General features: G+C 25.5%; 16 protein-coding genes and 1 pseudogene. 5 read left to right on the forward strand and 12 right to left on the reverse strand.

From position 1 onward, the window contains the following. Window position 1: 1 nt before the first annotated feature. The 6 genes from CARM_RS06430 to CARM_RS06455 all read right to left on the reverse strand — a co-directional run bounded on the left by CARM_RS06430 (window position 2) and on the right by CARM_RS06455 (window position 5,207). Window positions 2–679 (reverse strand): class I SAM-dependent methyltransferase, encoded by a 678-nt coding sequence (locus CARM_RS06430; protein ID WP_176301014.1) that lies wholly within the window; start codon window positions 677–679, stop codon window positions 2–4. A 10-nt stretch (window positions 680–689) separates the two neighbouring features. After that, window positions 690–1,811: an N-acetyl sugar amidotransferase gene (locus CARM_RS06435; protein ID WP_139425611.1), complete on the reverse strand. Its 1,122-nt coding sequence runs from the start codon at window positions 1,809–1,811 to the stop codon at window positions 690–692. Between the two features lie 64 nt (window positions 1,812–1,875). After that, window positions 1,876–2,790: a hypothetical protein gene (locus CARM_RS06440; protein ID WP_139493285.1), complete on the reverse strand. Its 915-nt coding sequence runs from the start codon at window positions 2,788–2,790 to the stop codon at window positions 1,876–1,878. Continuing rightward, on the reverse strand, window positions 2,780–3,454 hold the full coding sequence (locus CARM_RS06445) for a class I SAM-dependent methyltransferase (protein ID WP_139425610.1): 675 nt from the start codon (window positions 3,452–3,454) through the stop codon (window positions 2,780–2,782). The genes CARM_RS06440 and CARM_RS06445 overlap by 11 nt, the downstream gene beginning before the upstream one ends. Continuing rightward, window positions 3,451–4,173 (reverse strand): class I SAM-dependent methyltransferase, encoded by a 723-nt coding sequence (locus CARM_RS06450; RefSeq protein ID WP_139425607.1) that lies wholly within the window; start codon window positions 4,171–4,173, stop codon window positions 3,451–3,453. The genes CARM_RS06445 and CARM_RS06450 overlap by 4 nt, the downstream gene beginning before the upstream one ends. 26 nt (window positions 4,174–4,199) lie before the next feature. Next, complete coding sequence (locus CARM_RS06455) at window positions 4,200–5,207, reverse strand: NAD-dependent 4,6-dehydratase LegB (RefSeq protein ID WP_139425605.1); 1,008 nt, start codon at window positions 5,205–5,207, stop codon at window positions 4,200–4,202. Between the two features lie 97 nt (window positions 5,208–5,304). Here CARM_RS06455 and CARM_RS06460 point away from each other — a divergent pair, with 97 nt between their 5' ends. After that, window positions 5,305–6,186, forward strand: coding sequence for a glycosyltransferase (locus CARM_RS06460; protein WP_139425603.1), 882 nt, complete (start codon window positions 5,305–5,307; stop codon window positions 6,184–6,186). Here the strand turns inward: CARM_RS06460 and CARM_RS06465 are convergent, their stop codons facing one another. Continuing rightward, the gene (locus tag CARM_RS06465) at window positions 6,187–7,314 is read right to left on the reverse strand and encodes a glycosyltransferase family 4 protein (RefSeq protein WP_139425601.1); all 1,128 of its coding nucleotides are present in this window, start codon (window positions 7,312–7,314) and stop codon (window positions 6,187–6,189) included. Between the two features lie 65 nt (window positions 7,315–7,379). Here CARM_RS06465 and CARM_RS06470 point away from each other — a divergent pair, with 65 nt between their 5' ends. Then, window positions 7,380–8,327, forward strand: a complete 948-nt coding sequence (locus tag CARM_RS06470; protein WP_139425599.1) for a glycosyltransferase family 2 protein — start codon at window positions 7,380–7,382, stop codon at window positions 8,325–8,327. Continuing rightward, window positions 8,320–9,540: a glycosyltransferase family 2 protein gene (locus CARM_RS06475; protein ID WP_139493267.1), complete on the forward strand. Its 1,221-nt coding sequence runs from the start codon at window positions 8,320–8,322 to the stop codon at window positions 9,538–9,540. Before CARM_RS06470 ends, CARM_RS06475 begins: the two co-directional genes overlap by 8 nt. Here the strand turns inward: CARM_RS06475 and CARM_RS06480 are convergent. Continuing rightward, window positions 9,526–10,692: a glycosyltransferase family 2 protein gene (locus CARM_RS06480; protein WP_139425597.1), complete on the reverse strand. Its 1,167-nt coding sequence runs from the start codon at window positions 10,690–10,692 to the stop codon at window positions 9,526–9,528. The two genes, CARM_RS06475 and CARM_RS06480, sit on opposite strands and share 15 nt — an antisense overlap. A 53-nt stretch (window positions 10,693–10,745) precedes the next feature. On the opposite strand from CARM_RS06480, the gene CARM_RS06485 reads away from it, so the two are divergent. Further along, a complete protein-coding gene (locus CARM_RS06485) occupies window positions 10,746–11,738 on the forward strand; it encodes a capsular polysaccharide synthesis protein (protein ID WP_139425595.1) in 993 nt (330 codons plus the stop codon). On the opposite strand, the pseudogene CARM_RS06490 reads toward CARM_RS06485, so the two are convergent. The 4 genes and pseudogenes from CARM_RS06490 to waaC form a co-directional block, all read right to left on the reverse strand. Further along, window positions 11,722–12,895, reverse strand: a pseudogene (locus tag CARM_RS06490) (glycosyltransferase family 2 protein). The gene CARM_RS06485 and the pseudogene CARM_RS06490 overlap by 17 nt on opposite strands. A gap of 3 nt (window positions 12,896–12,898) precedes the next feature. After that, a complete protein-coding gene (locus tag CARM_RS06495; RefSeq protein ID WP_139425592.1) occupies window positions 12,899–14,446 on the reverse strand; it encodes a glycosyltransferase family 2 protein in 1,548 nt (515 codons plus the stop codon). Between the two features lie 8 nt (window positions 14,447–14,454). Beyond that, window positions 14,455–15,327 carry a lipid A biosynthesis lauroyl acyltransferase gene (locus CARM_RS06500; protein ID WP_139425590.1) on the reverse strand — a complete coding sequence of 291 codons (873 nt, stop codon included), beginning with the start codon at window positions 15,325–15,327 and terminating at the stop codon, window positions 14,455–14,457. After that, on the reverse strand, window positions 15,324–16,343 hold the full coding sequence (gene waaC / locus CARM_RS06505) for a lipopolysaccharide heptosyltransferase I (protein WP_139425588.1): 1,020 nt from the start codon (window positions 16,341–16,343) through the stop codon (window positions 15,324–15,326). The genes CARM_RS06500 and waaC overlap by 4 nt, the downstream gene beginning before the upstream one ends. 66 nt (window positions 16,344–16,409) lie before the next feature. Here waaC and CARM_RS06510 point away from each other — a divergent pair, with 66 nt between their 5' ends. After that, complete coding sequence (locus CARM_RS06510; RefSeq protein ID WP_139425586.1) at window positions 16,410–17,189, forward strand: 3'-5' exonuclease; 780 nt, start codon at window positions 16,410–16,412, stop codon at window positions 17,187–17,189. Window positions 17,190–17,221: the final 32 nt, after the last annotated feature.

A 17,221-nucleotide genomic window follows, 5' to 3' on the forward strand; every position in this document is an offset into this window, starting at 1 on the left:
TTTACTCCTTTATGCCAATATATATAAAATGATGAGCGCTTCCTTCATCTTCAAAATCAAATATATTTATGGGATCATACTCTCCTAAATATAAAGTTTTAAATGGTTTAAATAAAGCTATCATATCTTGTGCTTTTTCTATAAAATTTATATAACTTTCTTCCTTTAATCTAGCATTTAAAACAACCTTTCTTAAATCGGTATTTTCTTGTTTTATAGAATGCTTATAATAACCATTTTTAGTACTCATCATACTTGCAAAGAAAATTGCACCATCATTGGATAAATCATAAAAATCATTTATAGTATTTTGCAATTGTTTAGATGGTATATAATATAAACTTTGATTAGCAAAAATTAAATCCATTTTTTCTTGAAAAAGATGTTTAAAGCTAGAATTTGGTTCTATGATATGTAATCCCCCCCCCCCTAATGATAACCTTTTCCAGTTTTCTTTTATGCTTGGTATTATATCTATACCAAAAGGTTTAAAACCCTTGCTCTTAAAATAAGCACAATGAGTACCATTGCCACAGCCAAAATCTAGCATATTTCCACTAGTTTTATTTAGTTTATATTTTAAAATTCTTTCATAAAATCTTATTATATGGCCATCTGGATACACTATTCCATAACCTTGTTGGTATTTTTTATCATAAGCTTTTAAAGATGAAATCATAATTAATCCTTTATTGTAATTGATATTTTAATTTATATTCTCCAAATTCATTTTTATAAAATAAATCTTTATTATAATGTTTTTGCACTATTTGCCAAAATTTAGATTTTGAAATTCCTAAAAAATTGCAAAAATCTTCCACACATTTATTATCTAAATTATGATCTTTTTGTTTTACTATTTTTACAGCTTCTTCTCTACTTAGCATACCATATCTTACAAATCTAGCAGCACAATCACTAGCCATAGCATGACCAAATTTAGGATATTTCATCCAAGCATGTATGATATAAGCTATGCTATCTATTTGATCAAAATTTTCAGCACAATGAGTCCTATCCCATTCACCTTGTAAATCGCTAAAACCTCTACTTTTAGCAAAAATATAATTAGAATAAGAATTCCACTTGATAAAATAACTTAAATATATAGGATCTAACTTACCAATATCATCTTGACTAGGATTAAAAAACAACTGCAAATTTTCTTCTTTTATTTCATCATCTATAAATTCATTAATATCCAAATCACTTGCCACTCCATTTAAAAATATATCTTTAGCACTATAGGTTTCTTCACAATACCCCCCCCCATACTCATAAGATACATTTTCTCCATAAACAAGCAATGGAGTATTAAATTTCAAAGCCATAGCAAAAGGATAAGAATATATGAGTCTATCTATAAACCAAGTTGGTTTTCCATATTTTTCAAAGGTTTTTAGCATAACTTTTTTTTGAGTTTTTATATCAGGCTTTAAACTTATAAGATGGCAACCAAATTCTTCAGAAATATTTTTTAAATTTTTCTTACCAGCTTCAGTCATGGTAAAATTATCTTCCACGCTAAATAATATAGGATTCATACCTAATTTTTCTTTCATAATATGCACTTGAAAATGCGAATCTTTGCCACCACTTACAGCTATAGCACAATCATATTCATATTTTCCATTCATCCTTCTATATTTATCACAAAGTTTTTCCAGCTCCTTAAATCTGGCTTTATAATCAATTTTTTCTTTATTTTTATGATTAATACAAGCTGAGCAAATATTTTTATCATCTATATCTTTGCTAAATTTAATACCTGGTCTAGTATCTGGCATCACACAATAATCACAATATGTCATTAAATTGTCCTACTAAATATTTAATATTGCGGCTATGTTATCTAAAATTTGTAAAATTAAATCTTTAATTTCTATATTTTAAAAAATAATTATTATCGTATTTTTCACACATATTGTTATATATTTCATCATTAATAACAATTCCACCTATATAAAAATAAACAAATTGTTTTGAAAATTTTGATTTAAATGCAAACAAACTATCATCATCTTTTACTCCACCTCCTAAAATACATTTTTGTTTTCCTTTTTGATTTGAAAATTCAAAAAAATGATCTAGCAATAAAGCATTTGCATTATTTTTAAGAGTATTTGCACTTAAATGATAATAAGTTATTTCTTCACCCATGAAAAATGAAGCAAAAGCTATATCTTCGTTATTTAATCTTGCTTTAAATACTACATAATCTTCAAAATTCCACAATTTTTCAAAATATTCTTTATCAAAAAAATAAAATTTACTAGCCTTATTTCTTAGCATAGTTTTTTGATAAAGCTCATAAAAATTTAATGTTTCATTTTTATCACATTGTAAAATTTCAATCAATCTTCTAGCTTGATTTACAATACTTTTCATTCTCAAACTATAATTCTTTCGAATTGAAGCAATAGTATTTGTAGTATCTACTATGATTATCTTTTTTTCTTGTCTAAAAAAATTTAAATATTTTTTATAAATATCTATATTTAAATCAAAAGGGTGAAATCTGATAAAAAAGGCTATGATGTTTTGTTTTTTAGCGGTGTTTTTAAATTTTATTATACTTTGCTTGATAAAATTTTCATCATTGCTATTACACGATACCCCCCCCCCATAACCATATACGCTTTGTAAATCAAAATATTTAGAAGATTTTATTGGATATTTATTTGCAATGATTTTAAAATATTTATCACCATCGAAATTTTCAAAGACAAACACTTCTCCATACAATCTCGCATAATTTTCATTAAGATAAATATCATTATTAAACTGCAAATTTTCTACCTTCTATGATTAATAATTCATTATAGATAATTCCATTATTTTCGCAGCTAATTTTATGCAAATGCTCTAATACAAAATCATTTGCATTATAAAGCTCTTTAGAGCTTAACTCATCATCACAACGCAACAATCCTACACCTGTGTAAATACCCTCTTTGATTTCTTGAAGATCAAATTTATGTTTATCAAAACCAAAAGTATTACTTCCTATAGTTGCAGAAATAAATTTGCCATTTGGTTTTAATTTTTTTATACTTTTTTCAAAAATTGCTTTTGTTTTTTCTCTTTCATTGCAACACCATGACAAATTTTCTATGATACAATCAAAACTCTCATCTTCAAATTCATCTAACTTTTCAAAATAATCACCAATTTTTATATCTTTTACAAGGTTTAATAAATTTTCTTCTTTCATTCTTTTTAAAAATCTATCTACTCCATTTTGACTCCACTCTATTCCGCTTACACTAAAACCTTCTCTTGCACAAAACCATAAATTTGCTCCTGTACCAAGTCCTAGTTCTAAGATATTAATATCTTTTCTATTAGAAACATTATAAAAATTTCTAGCTATAAAGCGTATCAAATATTCACTTGGATATTTACCCCATTCTTTATTTGCAAAGATATTTTCCCAAATTTGAGAGTTATTCATAATTTACTTCCTTCTATGATATAAAGCTCTTTTTCTACAATATCTTTTTCTTTTGAAATTAAAGTTTTAACACAATCAACTTTATAATTTGCTCCATTATATAATGATACAATATCTTCATTATCACAATATCTAATTTCCCCGGTAAAAGCATCAGGACCTTGAGTAGGCTTACAAGTATGATAAGCTAAATTTTCATCATGATAAAATCCAAGATTATTAAAACTTGGCGTTGCTGAAATAAATTTAGCTTTTGATTTTAATTTTTTCATAACTTTTTCAATAATTTGTTTTGTTTTATCAAAATCATTATAAGCTAAAGAATAATTATCTATAAAACAATCAAAACTCTCATCTTCAAATTCATCTAACTTTTCAAAATAATCACCAATTTTTATATCTTTTACAAGGTTTAATAAATTTTCTTCTTTCATTCTTTTTAAAAATCTATCTACTCCATTTTGACTCCACTCTATTCCGCTTACACTAAAACCTTCTCTTGCACAAAACCATAAATTTGCTCCTGTACCAAGTCCTAGTTCTAAGATATTAATATCTTTTCTATTAGAAACATTATAAAAATTTCTAGCTATAAAGCGTATCAAATATTCACTTGGATATTTACCCCATTCTTTATTTGCAAAGATATTTTCCCAAATTTGAGAGTTATCTCCTAAATTCTTTGAAATTTCAGAATTTAAAATAAATTTATTTTCCATCATACTCCTTTTTTTAATTTATATGTCTAAACATTATAAATATCGCTTTTATATTTTTTTAAATTTAAAGGATTACTGAACCATTCTATAGTTTGACTTAGACCTTTTTCTATATCGTATTGTGGTATAAAATTAGTAAGATTTTTGATTTTGCTATTATCACATCTAAGTCTAAAAACTTCACTATTTTCAGGTCTAATACGCTCATTTTCTATGATAAATTCCACATTTGAATTCATAAGTTTTTTAATAAGCTCTAAAGTATCTTTAATGCTAATTTCATAATTTGAGCCTATATTTACCACCTCGCCTATGGTATTTTTACATTGAGCTAACTCTAAAAATCCTGCACAAGTATCTTTTACATAGTTAAAATCTCTAGTAGGAGTTACATCTCCAAGCTTGATCTGTTTAGCCCCATTTGCAATTTGTGTGATGATAGTAGGTATAACCGCTCTTGCACTTTGTCTTGGACCATAAGTATTAAAAGGTCTTGCTATGGTTAGTGGAAGATTGAAAGCATTATAAAAACTCATCGCCATTGCATCAGCACCTATTTTACTAGCTGAATAAGGACTTTGTGCTTGCAAAGGATGTTTTTCATCAATAGGCACATACAAAGCAGTGCCATAAACTTCACTCGTGCTTGTATGGATGATGCGTTTTACATTATTTTCAAGCGCACCTTGACATATGTTTAAAGTCCCATTGATATTAACTTCCACATAAGATGAAGGAGCGATGTAAGAAAATGGTATAGCAATCAAAGCAGCCAAATGAAAAATGATTTCTACATCTTTAGTGATATTTTTACAAAAAAATGGATCTCGAATGTCTCCACAAACTACTTCAATATCTTTTAAACACTTGATATCTTCAAGCCATCCCCAATGATTAAAAGAATTATACTGGCTTAAAGCTCTAATCTCATATCCATAAAATGACGACTCTTGCATTTTGCTTTGCTCATAAAGCATTTCAACCAAATGCGAACCTATAAAACCATCTGCACCTGTGATTAATATCTTTTTCATGATTTTTCTTTAATTTTTTGTGTAATGATAGCATTTATATGAAAAATAAAGTAATTTTATGGCAAAATTATTGGGATAAAATATTAAGGTTTAGAATATGAAACAAACAATTTCCAGCTTTTGGTATACACCTAAAGGATATAAAGGTATAGGTTTAATGGAACTTTTATCTATAAAGTCTTTTTTGGATAATGGATATAAATTTGAACTTTATACTTATAATTTAGATGATAGAATTTTTAATAAATTAAATGAAATTTTTGATAATTTTGAATTAAAAGATGCAAATGAGATTATACCATTTAAAAATTATTTTAGCGATGATAGAGGTGCTGGAGTAGCTGCTTTTTCTGATTATTTTAGATTTAATATGCTTTATCTCAGGGGGGGGGTATGGGTAGATCTTGATATGATTTGTTTAAATTATTTGGATTTAAATCAAGAATATGTATTCTCTCAAGAAATTGACGAGGATGAAACAAAACCAAGGATAACAACTTCATTTTTAAAATTTCCTCAATACTCAGATTTTGGAAAAAATCTCATACAAGAAGCTAATAAAATAATAAATAATCAAAAAATTATAGAATGGGGTGCTATAGGACCTTGGTTTTTAGCAAATCATGTAAAAAAAATGGGTTTAGAAAGTTTTGCATGGGATTATAAAATGACTTGCCAAATTTCATATTTGGAAGCTAAAAATTTTATAGATCCTAATAAAAATATAGACACAACACAACCATTTTTGCATTTATTTTCAGAAATATGGAATACCTATCATATAAATAAAAATCATTTTTATAAAAAAGGAATTTATGCAGATTTATTAAAAAAACATGAAATTATGGATTTAACAAAAAAACTTGATTTTGAATTTTCTTTTAAAGATAAGTATTATCCATTGTTCTCAATACTTTTTTACGCAAAATATTATATAAAACATCCTAGAAGAATTTTTATAAAAAATAAGCGAATTTAATCATATATTTTTAAGTAATTTAGCCCATTTTTTTATAATAACTTCTTTACTGAATTTTACTTTTACTATATCCTTTGCACCCCCCCCCATAGTTTTTCTTAAACTTTCATCATCCATTAAAATGCAAAGTTTTTTTGCGAATTCTTTTAAATTTCCATCATTTATTAAAAATCCACTTTTTTCATTTTCTATTAATTCGCTTGGACCTGTGTTTATATCAAAAGATATTATAGGCAAAGCATAAGAGCTAGCTTCTATTAATACCATAGGAAAACCTTCATAATGACTACACATCACATAAACACTAGCATTTAAATATTCTTTTTCTATTTCTTTAGTGAATGGTTTTAAAATGATTGAATTCTCAAGATTATTTTCTTTAATTTTTTCTTCTATGGTGTTTTTTAAATCACCTTCACCAACTATGGTTAAAGTCCAACCTTGATATTTTTTATTTTTTTGCACCAAATTCCAAATTTCAATAAGTCTTAAAAAACCTTTTTCATCATTTAACTCAAATCTTCCTATACTTAAAACATTTTTTTGTTTATAATCGTTGCTTTTTTCAAGGATAGAAGGAATAAAATTTGGTATAACTTGGATATTTTTATGATATTTTTTCCATTCATTTATTTGCTTGTTAGATAAAATAACTAAAGTATTAAAATATTTTAAATTTCTTAATAAATCTTTTGAATAATATATAAAATTTCCATGCATAATTTGAATAGTTTTAACTTTTTCAAAATTTTTCTGATTGAATAAAAAATAATTATTATTAATTACTACATCGTATTTTAAAGAAAATTGTTTTATTTTTTTATTTTGAAAATATATTTGCATTCTTTCATAAAAATACTTATATTTAAATTTTAGTTTAAACAATAAATATAATAAAACATTATATTTATATTTTCTATATATGTCTTTGCTTGTATATTTTTGCTCTTTATCGTTTAAAAAATAAATATTGATTTCTTTATCAATTTCAAAAAATAATTCATTTTTTTTATATACGCTAAGTATATCAACTTGGTGTGTGTTTGATAAAGCATTTGCTAGATTGCTTACAACTCTAGCTACACCACCTTTCAAAGTAATATCTATATCCATAATTAATATTTTCAATCTTATCTCCAAAAAATAAAAAATATAATATAATTTTATTATAAAAATTCAAAACAAGGTTTATTGTGTCACAAATTTCAATCATATTACCAACTTATAATGTAGAAAAATATATAGCTAGAGCATTGGATAGTTGTATAAATCAAAGCTTTAAAGATATAGAAATCATTGTAGTAGATGATTGTGGAAATGATAAAAGCATAGATATAGCAAAAGAATATGCTAGTAAAGATAAAAGAATAAAAATAATACATAATAAAGAAAATTTAAAATTATTAAGAGCTAGATATGAAGGAGTAAAAGTAGCAACTTCGCCTTATATAATGTTTTTAGATCCTGATGATTATTTAGAACTTAATGCTTGCGAAGAGTGTATTAAAATTTTAAAAAATGATAATTTAGACTTTATATGGTTTAATTTTATATATCATACACAAAATGGCATTAAAAAAGATAGTTTTTTAAAGGATAACTTTTTTACAACAACTGATTATTGTCAATATATTTTAATAAGTCAAAAAAACATTTGTCATTGGAATCTTTGCTCAAAAATTATCAAAATAGACACATATAAAAAAGCTTTTACCTATATAGAAAATTTAAACATGAAATTAACTATGGCCGAAGATGCTTTATTGTATTTTTTTATAATTTTAAACTCCAAAAAAATAGCTACTAGTTCATTGCATATATATTATTATTTTCAAAATCAAGAAAGTTCTGTTAATACAAATAATATAATAGAAATTCAAAAAAACTTAAATGATGAAGAAAAAGTTATTAAAATTTTATCCTCATTTTTAAAATCCAATATCAATATAAATAAAAATATATTTATATTTTTAAAAACTATAATTATACAATTAAAAATAAATAATTTAAATAGAGAAATAAATTACAATAAATTAAAATATAACTATATTATATACAAATATAGAAAAATTATTAACAAAATTTTACAAAAATACTATAAATTTATTAATTTTCTAACTTTAAGAATACACAATGAATAATCCTTTAATTTCCATTATCATACCAATTTATAATGTAGCTCCATATTTAAAAGAATGTTTAGAAAGTGTTATCAATCAAACTTATAAACACTTGGATATTATTTTAGTAGATGATGGAAGTAATGATGAAAGTTTAGATATAGCCTTAAAATATCTAGATAAAGATGAAAGAATATTTTTAATTTCTAAGGAAAATGGGGGTTTGAGTTCAGCTAGAAATATGGGATTAGAATTTATAAAAGGTACTAAACTTAGAAGCTTTTTTGAAAATAATAAAGAACAAGACATAATCTCTTTTACTTCAACTCATACTTTTAAAAAAAATACAAAACAAATTAGCAAAGAAACTATTGACTCAAATTTCAAACAAATTCAAAGCAGATATATAAAAACAAATATAGAAAATATAAACGATCTTTTGGTTCAAGAACTACCAGATTCTATAATTCATTTTTTAGATTCTGATGATTATTTTTTAAATGATTGTATAAAACTTTGCATAAAAGAAATGATTGAAAAAAAATTAGATATTTGTATGCATGGTTTTGATGAATATCATGAGCGTAATTCTTACTTTTTAAAAAATCCTCCAACCAACTTGATGTTAAAAAGTGATAAAGTATTTTTTGATAGCGGTATAAAATTATTACAAAAAAACAATTTTCTTCAATTTTATTTTGCTTGGCAAGGAGCTTTCAAATCTGATATTTTAAATAAATATAATCTTCGCTTTACTCATGGAATTTATCACGAAGACCACGATTTTGGAACAATTTTATTTTGCTTGGCAAGAAGAATATTTTATACTGATACAACTTTAATGATTTATAGAATTAGACAAGGCTCTATAACCAACATTCAAAATAATACCATGCCAAAAAAATTACCTAAATACTTAAAAAATCTAGCAGGGGGGGGGCATTTTAATAATTATCAAGAACTTAGAGAGTATTTTCATTTGTATTGCTTGCTTGTTATTGCCTTAAAAATACAAAATTTTAACAATCAAAACTCCTTTTTAAGAAAATCTTCAAAAAGTTATATATATTCCATTATACAGAGAAAAATTACAAAAGATCCATTAGAAATCAAGAATAAAATATATAATTATGTAAAATTTGTTAAACTTTATAAAATATATTTTACCATTAGATTATATTTTAGACATCCAAAAAAAATATTCCAAAGAATATTTTCATTATTTAAAAATTAAAATCATTCTTGTAATTTTATATCCAATTTTTGAAATCTTATAAGATTTTAAAAATTTCAATTTTTCTTTAACACACAAAGGATCTTTGTTAAAACTACTAATCTTAATTGCATTTTTAACATAAAAATACAAAATAACTTTTTTCAAAAATAAAGAGATTGTTTTATCTTGATAACTATTAATAAAACTAATTAATTCTAAGGCTATCAACACCCAACTAGCATATTTAAAATACTCCTTTGCTAAAAACGCATCTCCGTTAAAAGCATCCAATATGTTTCTAAAATGAGGAAGTATGTTATCTTTAATAATTATCTTATCTTGATTTGTTGATGAATTTGCTCGAATTCTGTAATAATAAAATACTTTAGGATAAACATAAATACTTTTAGCTTGAGAAAAAAGCAAAATTCCAAATAAATGATCTTCAGCAAAAATATGATTTTTAAATTTTAATTTTTTCTCTTTTATATAATTAAAATTTATCATACCAGAACACACAAAAGAAAAATCTTTCATCTTACTTTTTGCTAGATATCGTAGCCATTCTAGTGAAGTAATCTTTTTTTCTTGTTTTATATTAATGTCTTTTAGCCTGCTACTTTGACTTTGATTTTTGCAAGGTATTTCATAGTATTTAGCCTCATCAAACCACACCACATCTACCCCATCCATTCTAGACACACATTCTTCTATGCAGTTTAATTCCCAATAATCATCAGAATCTAAAAAGATAATATAATCTATAATAGGATAAGTAAAGTTAGTTAAATCTTGTTCGTTATTAAAAGCTTTATAACTTTTATATACAGTGTATATTTCATAAGGATTATTACCTTCTATGTTAAATTCTATTAAAGAATTTTCTTTTAAATTTTTAGTTTTATTTTTGAGTTTATATTCTCCACTAAAATATTCTATACCTACATTTCTAGCACTACTTTGTCCTCCATTTTTTTTATCAAAAAGAGTGATTCTTTTATCTTTTAAAGTATATTCTTTTGCAATATTAAGTGAGTTTTCATCTATACTACCATCATTTACTAGTATGATTTCTAGATTAGTATAGCTTTGATTGATTACACTATCTAAACATTCTTTTAAATATTTTTCTACATTATATATGGGGATTATTACACCAATGGTTTTCATACACAACCTTAATTATTTTTGATATTATATCAAAAAACTTTTTAGGAATGTATATGCAAATACACCACAACCACTTACTTTATAATAATTTAACAAAAAAACTAAGTTCGTTTATACCTATAAAATCAACAAGAAGAAAATTAAGAAATCATATCCAGTATAAGTTAGAACACCCTAAAGTAGCTAACTATCTTTCAAACAACTATATAAATCCTTTTATAAAAGGAGAAATTCCACAATTTTCTTTTGAAAAAAAATACCATTTTAAAAACGATAAAATCATTTGGCAGTTTTGGTACCAAGGTAAAAATCAAACTTCTTTAGCTATACAAAAATGTTTTAAATCTATACAAAAACATATGGGAAATGAATATACAATCATTATACTGGATAAAGATACTATAAAAAATTATCTTGATTTCCCATCATTTATTATAGAAAAATTAGAAAATAATTTTTTTGGAGAAAAAACCATAACTTTTTTTTCAGATCTTTTAAGGGTTAGCTTGCTTGCAACCTATGGTGGAATTTGGTGTGATGCAAATATTTTTTTGAGTGATAAAATTCCACAAGAATTATGTAAAAAAGATTTTTTCGCTTTTGAGAGATCAAAAATGAAACCGAGCAAAGAAAGATTAAATAAATTAGCAAAAAGTGGATATTTTTCTTATGGATATTTTAACTGGAATGATGATTTTAAGGTTAAAGTTTTAAGTAGCTTTCTAATAGCCAAAACAAATAATAATTTTATAAAAGCTTTACAAGATATATTAATATTTTATTGGAAAAATGAATCATCTAATATAAATCATTATTATTTTGCCCTGCATGTTATCTTTGAACTTTTAAAAGAACATGGCTTTGCAAATGATACTTATAAAAACATGAGTGATATAGAATGCCATTTATTGCAATTTAGCGCCAAAGAAAAATTTAATCCAACTCTTTGGGAAGAAATTCAAAAGCAAAGTTTTTTACACAAACTCACGCATTTTAAGTCTATAAAAAAAGATTCAATGATAGATAAAATCATCTTGCAAGGTTGATTTTATCTAAAAACACCTTTTATTTTTTGCCAAATTTTCCAAAGTTCATAAGGAATTTTTGTTTGGATAAAAGGTTTGATTACAGGTAATTTTTCCTTTAATTTCAAAGGATCTTTTTTAAATTTTTTAATCATCAAAGCCTTTTTTACATAAAAAGGTAAAAATGTCTCTTTTATAGCCAATGTATTTTCACTTTTTTGATCTTTAAAAAATTCTATTAATTCTAAAGCTGTTATCATCCTACTTGCTGCTTTTAAATAATTTTTTGCTTCTTTAGCGTTTTCTCCAAAAGCTTCATATAGATCTTTAAAATACTCTGACACATTTGCCTTTGTAACTTTTTTATCATGATTTGATATACTATTTGCTCTCAAACGACACAAATACAATCTTTTTGGCAAAATATAAATATTATTAGCACTAGCAAACAAAACCATACCAAAATGTATATCTTCATTGATAATTTTATTGATAAATTTAAGTTTTAATTGTTTTAAAAATAAAAAATCTATCATACCACCCCAACTAAATGAAATATCCCTAGAACCTACTTTTATAGCCTGTTTAGCATAATCTCTTGGAGTGATAGTGCATTCTTGAGTAAAATTAAATACACTCATCCTTGTTTTTTGACCCTTATCTTCTATACCATCATCATAAATACAAGCATGGTCAAACCACAATACATCTACATTTTGCATTCTTACAACGCACTCTTCTATGCAGTTTAACCCCCAATAATTATCAGAATCTAAAAAGATAATATAATCAATCTTTGGAATTTCTAGTTTATCATTCACTAAAGCATTTTTATGCTTATAAATTTTATAAATATTTTGCGGATTGTTACCAATAACTTTAAAAATGCTTAATTCATTTTCTTTTTCAATACATTGTGTTTCATATTCACCATAAAAAAATTCTATACCTGTATTTCTAGCACTGCTTAAACCGCCATTTTTTTTATCAAAAAGAGTTATTCTTTTATCTTTTAAAGTGTATTCTTTTGCTATGTTAAATGAGTTTTCATCTGTGCTACCATCATTTACTAGTATGATTTCTAAGTTAGTATAAGTTTGATTGATTACACTATCTAAACATTCTTTTAGATATTTTTCTACATTGTATATGGGGATTACTACGCCTACTTTTTTCATGCTTTATCTCCAAGTTGTTTTTTCATTTTTTATAGTTTCAAGATAAATTTGATGATTGATTTCAAGCATATTTTTGCTATTTTCTTCATGGTAGATATGATAAGCTAGGGCATTAAATTTAAGCCTTTTAAATACTCCATTATTAAATAAAAATCTAGCTACAAACTCACTATCTTCCCTACCCCAGCCTATAAATTTTTCATTAAAACCCTCAATGGCTTCAAAATCGCTTTTATAAAAACTCATATTGCAAGTTTTACTACCTTTAACAAGCTGTGATTTTTTAAAAAATTTCTTAGTTAGCTTTGAAAATTTATATACACATTTAGCTAAAAAAACATTTCTTTGGTTTTTAAAACCCTTTTTATTAAATGCCAAACTAAAATCATTTTCGTTTAAAAGCTCCTTGCTTTCTTTTTCATTTAAAATCACTCTTGAGCCTTGTAAAATAGTCTTTAAGCTAGCAAATTTTAAATGATCATTAATAAAGTTTTTTTCTAAAATCATATCCCCATCGATTAAAACAATATATTCACTATTTGAAGCATTAATTGCTTTATTGCGGCTTGCTGCGGCACGAAACCCCTCATCTTCTTGCCAAATATGCTCTAACTTACAAGGAAAATCTTTTTGATAAGCTTGTATAAGCTTGGCTGTACCTTCCCTGCTTCCATCATCAGCTATTAAAACCTCATCTGGTAAAGGCTCTAAGTTTTTAACACTATCTAAAACTAAAGCAAGCCTTTCTTTTTGATTATAGGTTGTGATGATTAATGCACAAGTTTTTGGCTTTTGCCTTTTAAGCTCATATAATTTCATATATTTAAAAAAAGCTCCTAAACCATTACAAGTACTTATGATAAAGCCTTTATAGCCATAAAAGATTCCCTTTTTTAAAATATAATTTCTAAAAAAAGTCCAAATTCCCCTTAGCAAAGCCTTACAAACACTACTTTCTTTATGTAAATTTTGCAAAGCCCAAAGCTTGGAGTATTTTTGAAGTTTATCTAACAAACTATCGATATCTTCAAAAGCAAAATGCCTCAAACCATTTTGTAACTTAATCTTTTTACTATCTTCATGTAAAATCAAACTCTCATGTACTAAATTTTCATTAAAATTAGTATGGGTTTTATTAAATACTCGCATTACATAATCAGGCCACCACCCACAAGCTTTAATCCATTCTCCATTGTATAAATTTTCTCTTGGTAAGGCTATGATATCTTCTTTATTAGGCTCAATTTGCTTTAGTTCTTGTAAAAATTCTTTTTTAGCAAGTTCATCTGCATCGATATTAAAAATCCAATCATTACTAGCATAGCTTATGGCTAAATTTTTCAAAGGTCCAAAACCTATAAATTTATGCTGATAAATCTTGATATTTTTATAACTTTTACTAAACTCATAAGCGATTTTTAAAGTATCATCACTGCTATCATTTTCTATCAAAACAATCTCGCCAAATTCTTGTAAAGTCTCCAAACAAGCTTTTAAAGTTTTTTGAGCATTTTTTACAATCATTATCACACTAATTTGTTTTAAATCCATTTTAAATCCTACAAGTACAATTCATGATTATATCTTTTAAATCTCTTATGAAAGAAAAAATACTCATCAGGTTTAAATTTTATCATTTCTTCACAAGTTTTTGCTTGGTATTTTGTAAGCTCTTCTATGGAATGCTCATTTGCATCCATAGGATCAAAAGTTTTGATAAAAAATTTATCATCTTTTTGATATACAAAGCAAGGTAAAATCACCCCTTTTACTTTTTTAGCAAGCACACTTGCACCTACTATAAAATTTACTTCTTGATTAAAATATTGTATTTTTATACTTTCACTATCTACCGCATCTTGATCGGTTAAAATTCCAAGAGCTCTACCTTCTTTTAAGGCTTTTAGCATTTTTTTAAGTCCGCCTTTTTTCTCTATAAGCTCTATATTAAATTGTGTGCGATTTTTGCTTAAAATTTTATCCATTATTTTACTATCTAAAGCTCTACCTACTATAGAAATTCCTTCAAATTTGGCTCCACAATAAAGAGCTAAAAGCTCCCAATTGCCATAATGAGCCGTAGTTACGATCAAGGGTCTTTTACTTTGCATTAAATTTAAAATTTGTTTCTCATCGTCAAAACAAATTTTGTTAATGATTTCTTCTTTACTCGCATTTTGATTTTTGATAAAATCAATTCCAAATTTAGCAAAATTTTTATAAATATTAAGGCTAGTTTCATCACGCCATTTTTGATTTTTTTCAGGAAAGCAAATTTTTAAGTTTATATCGATAATTTTGCGGTGTTTATGATTTAACTTATAGGTTATTAAAGCAACCAAATTTGCAAAAGAATTTAAAATTTTTGAAGGTAAAAACATAACAAGAGTTTTTAATATATAAAAAAGTATTAAATATATATAATTTATCATTTTTCCAAAAGCTCACAAGCTAATTTAAAAATATCTTTTTCATCGATATTTTGTATGCAAAAATCACTTTTATCTATATGTTTTGAATGTAGTATTTTTTTACCCGCATTGATAGTTTTATTAATATTTGTTTCATAGGTATTTCTTTGACTAGGCGTTGCCCCAAAGATCGTTATAGAGGGCTTATTTAATGCAAAAGCCAAATGAGTTGGTCCGCTATCATTTCCGATAATCAAATCACTTGCCTTAGTTAAAGCACAAAGCTCACTTAAGCTTAATTTTGGTGCAAGTTCTATTTTTAAATGTTTTAAGTTTAAGACAATATCTTTAGCAAAATTAAACTCACCTACATTGCCCCAACCAAGCATAATTTTTGCATTAGTAAAATACTCTAAAAGCATTCTACAAAGCAATATCAAACGCTCTTTTGGGTAAATCTTATTAGGCGTAGATGATCCTACATGTATGAGTATATTTGGTGTATTTTCTCCTAAAGACAATCTTTGCTCCAAGCTTTCTTTCAACTCATCATCTACACTAAAACAACTTTGTTTTAGCTCTATATCATTATAATCAAAATGTTCATTTAATACATAAGCTACCAAAGAAAGATTACGCACGATAATATTTTCTTCATAATTGCACGCAAATTTATGCGTATAAAAATTACTCGCAAAACTCTCTTTAATACTTTCTTGATCAAAACCAAAAGTATTAGCACATAAAAATTTACTCACTAAAGCAGATTTAATCAAACCTTGCAAGTCAATCACAACATCATATTTGTTTTGTCTTGCTTCAAAAAGCATAGCAAAAACTTCTTTAAATTTTCTATCTTTCAAAGGCAGGGCATATACTTCATTAATCATTGGATGATCTTGCAACAAACCTGCAAATCTTGCATCTACAAACCAATCAATACTCGCCTTAGGATAATGCTTTTTAATAAATTGCAAAACAATCACCGCATGGATGATATCTCCAAGTGCAGATAATTTAACCAATCCTATTTTCATATGCTACTTTATTTTTAAATTTTCTGTTATGATTGTAACAAAGATTTTTTTAAAAAAAGGTTTATTATGCAAGAATATATTTGTGTGTTTGATTGTGAAAGTATTCCTGATATAGAGCTAATTAAACACATTTATGATTTTAATGGCGATGATTTAAGTATTAGCAAACAAGCTTTAAGTAAGCAAAAAGAAGAAAGCGGAAGTGAGTTTTTACCCTTACCTTTTCATAAAATTATAAGCATTTGTGCAGTGATTGCAGATAAATTTGGAAATTTCATAAAAGTTAATAAAATCAAAGGCGAGAGTGAAAAACAAATGCTAGAAGAATTTTTTAACTTCATAGAAAAACACCAACCTCGTCTTGTTAGCTTTAATGGTAAAAGCTATGATATGCCTTTGCTTGTCATAAGAGCTTTAAAGTATAATATCAACGCAAGTGCGTATTTAGATGCAAGTGATAAATGGAATAATTACAAAAGTAAATTTGCTGAAGAAAAGCATTGTGATTTATTAGAATCTTTAGGAAGTTTTGGTCAAAAAGGTTTAAGGCTCGATACACTTTGTGCTATGGCAGGACTTCCTGGAAAGTATGATATGCATGGAAATGAAGTATTAGAACTTTTCTATCAAAACAAAGTAGAAAAAATTCACGAATATTGTGAAAGTGATGTGCTAAATACCTATATGTTATTTTTAAAATACGAACTCATTAAAGGAAATTTAACTCAAGAAGATTATCTAAATATTTTGGAGCATTTTAAAGAACAGCTTTTACAAAAACATAGCGATAAAAGTTATCAAAAACCATTTTTAGAGGCCATAGAAAAAGAAAAAAATAAGTTTTAAATTAATTAAGAAAAGTATATTAAAATAACTAT

It is taken from the genome of Campylobacter armoricus, assembly GCF_013372105.1.
Taxonomy (GTDB): Bacteria; Campylobacterota; Campylobacteria; order Campylobacterales; family Campylobacteraceae; genus Campylobacter_D; species Campylobacter_D armoricus.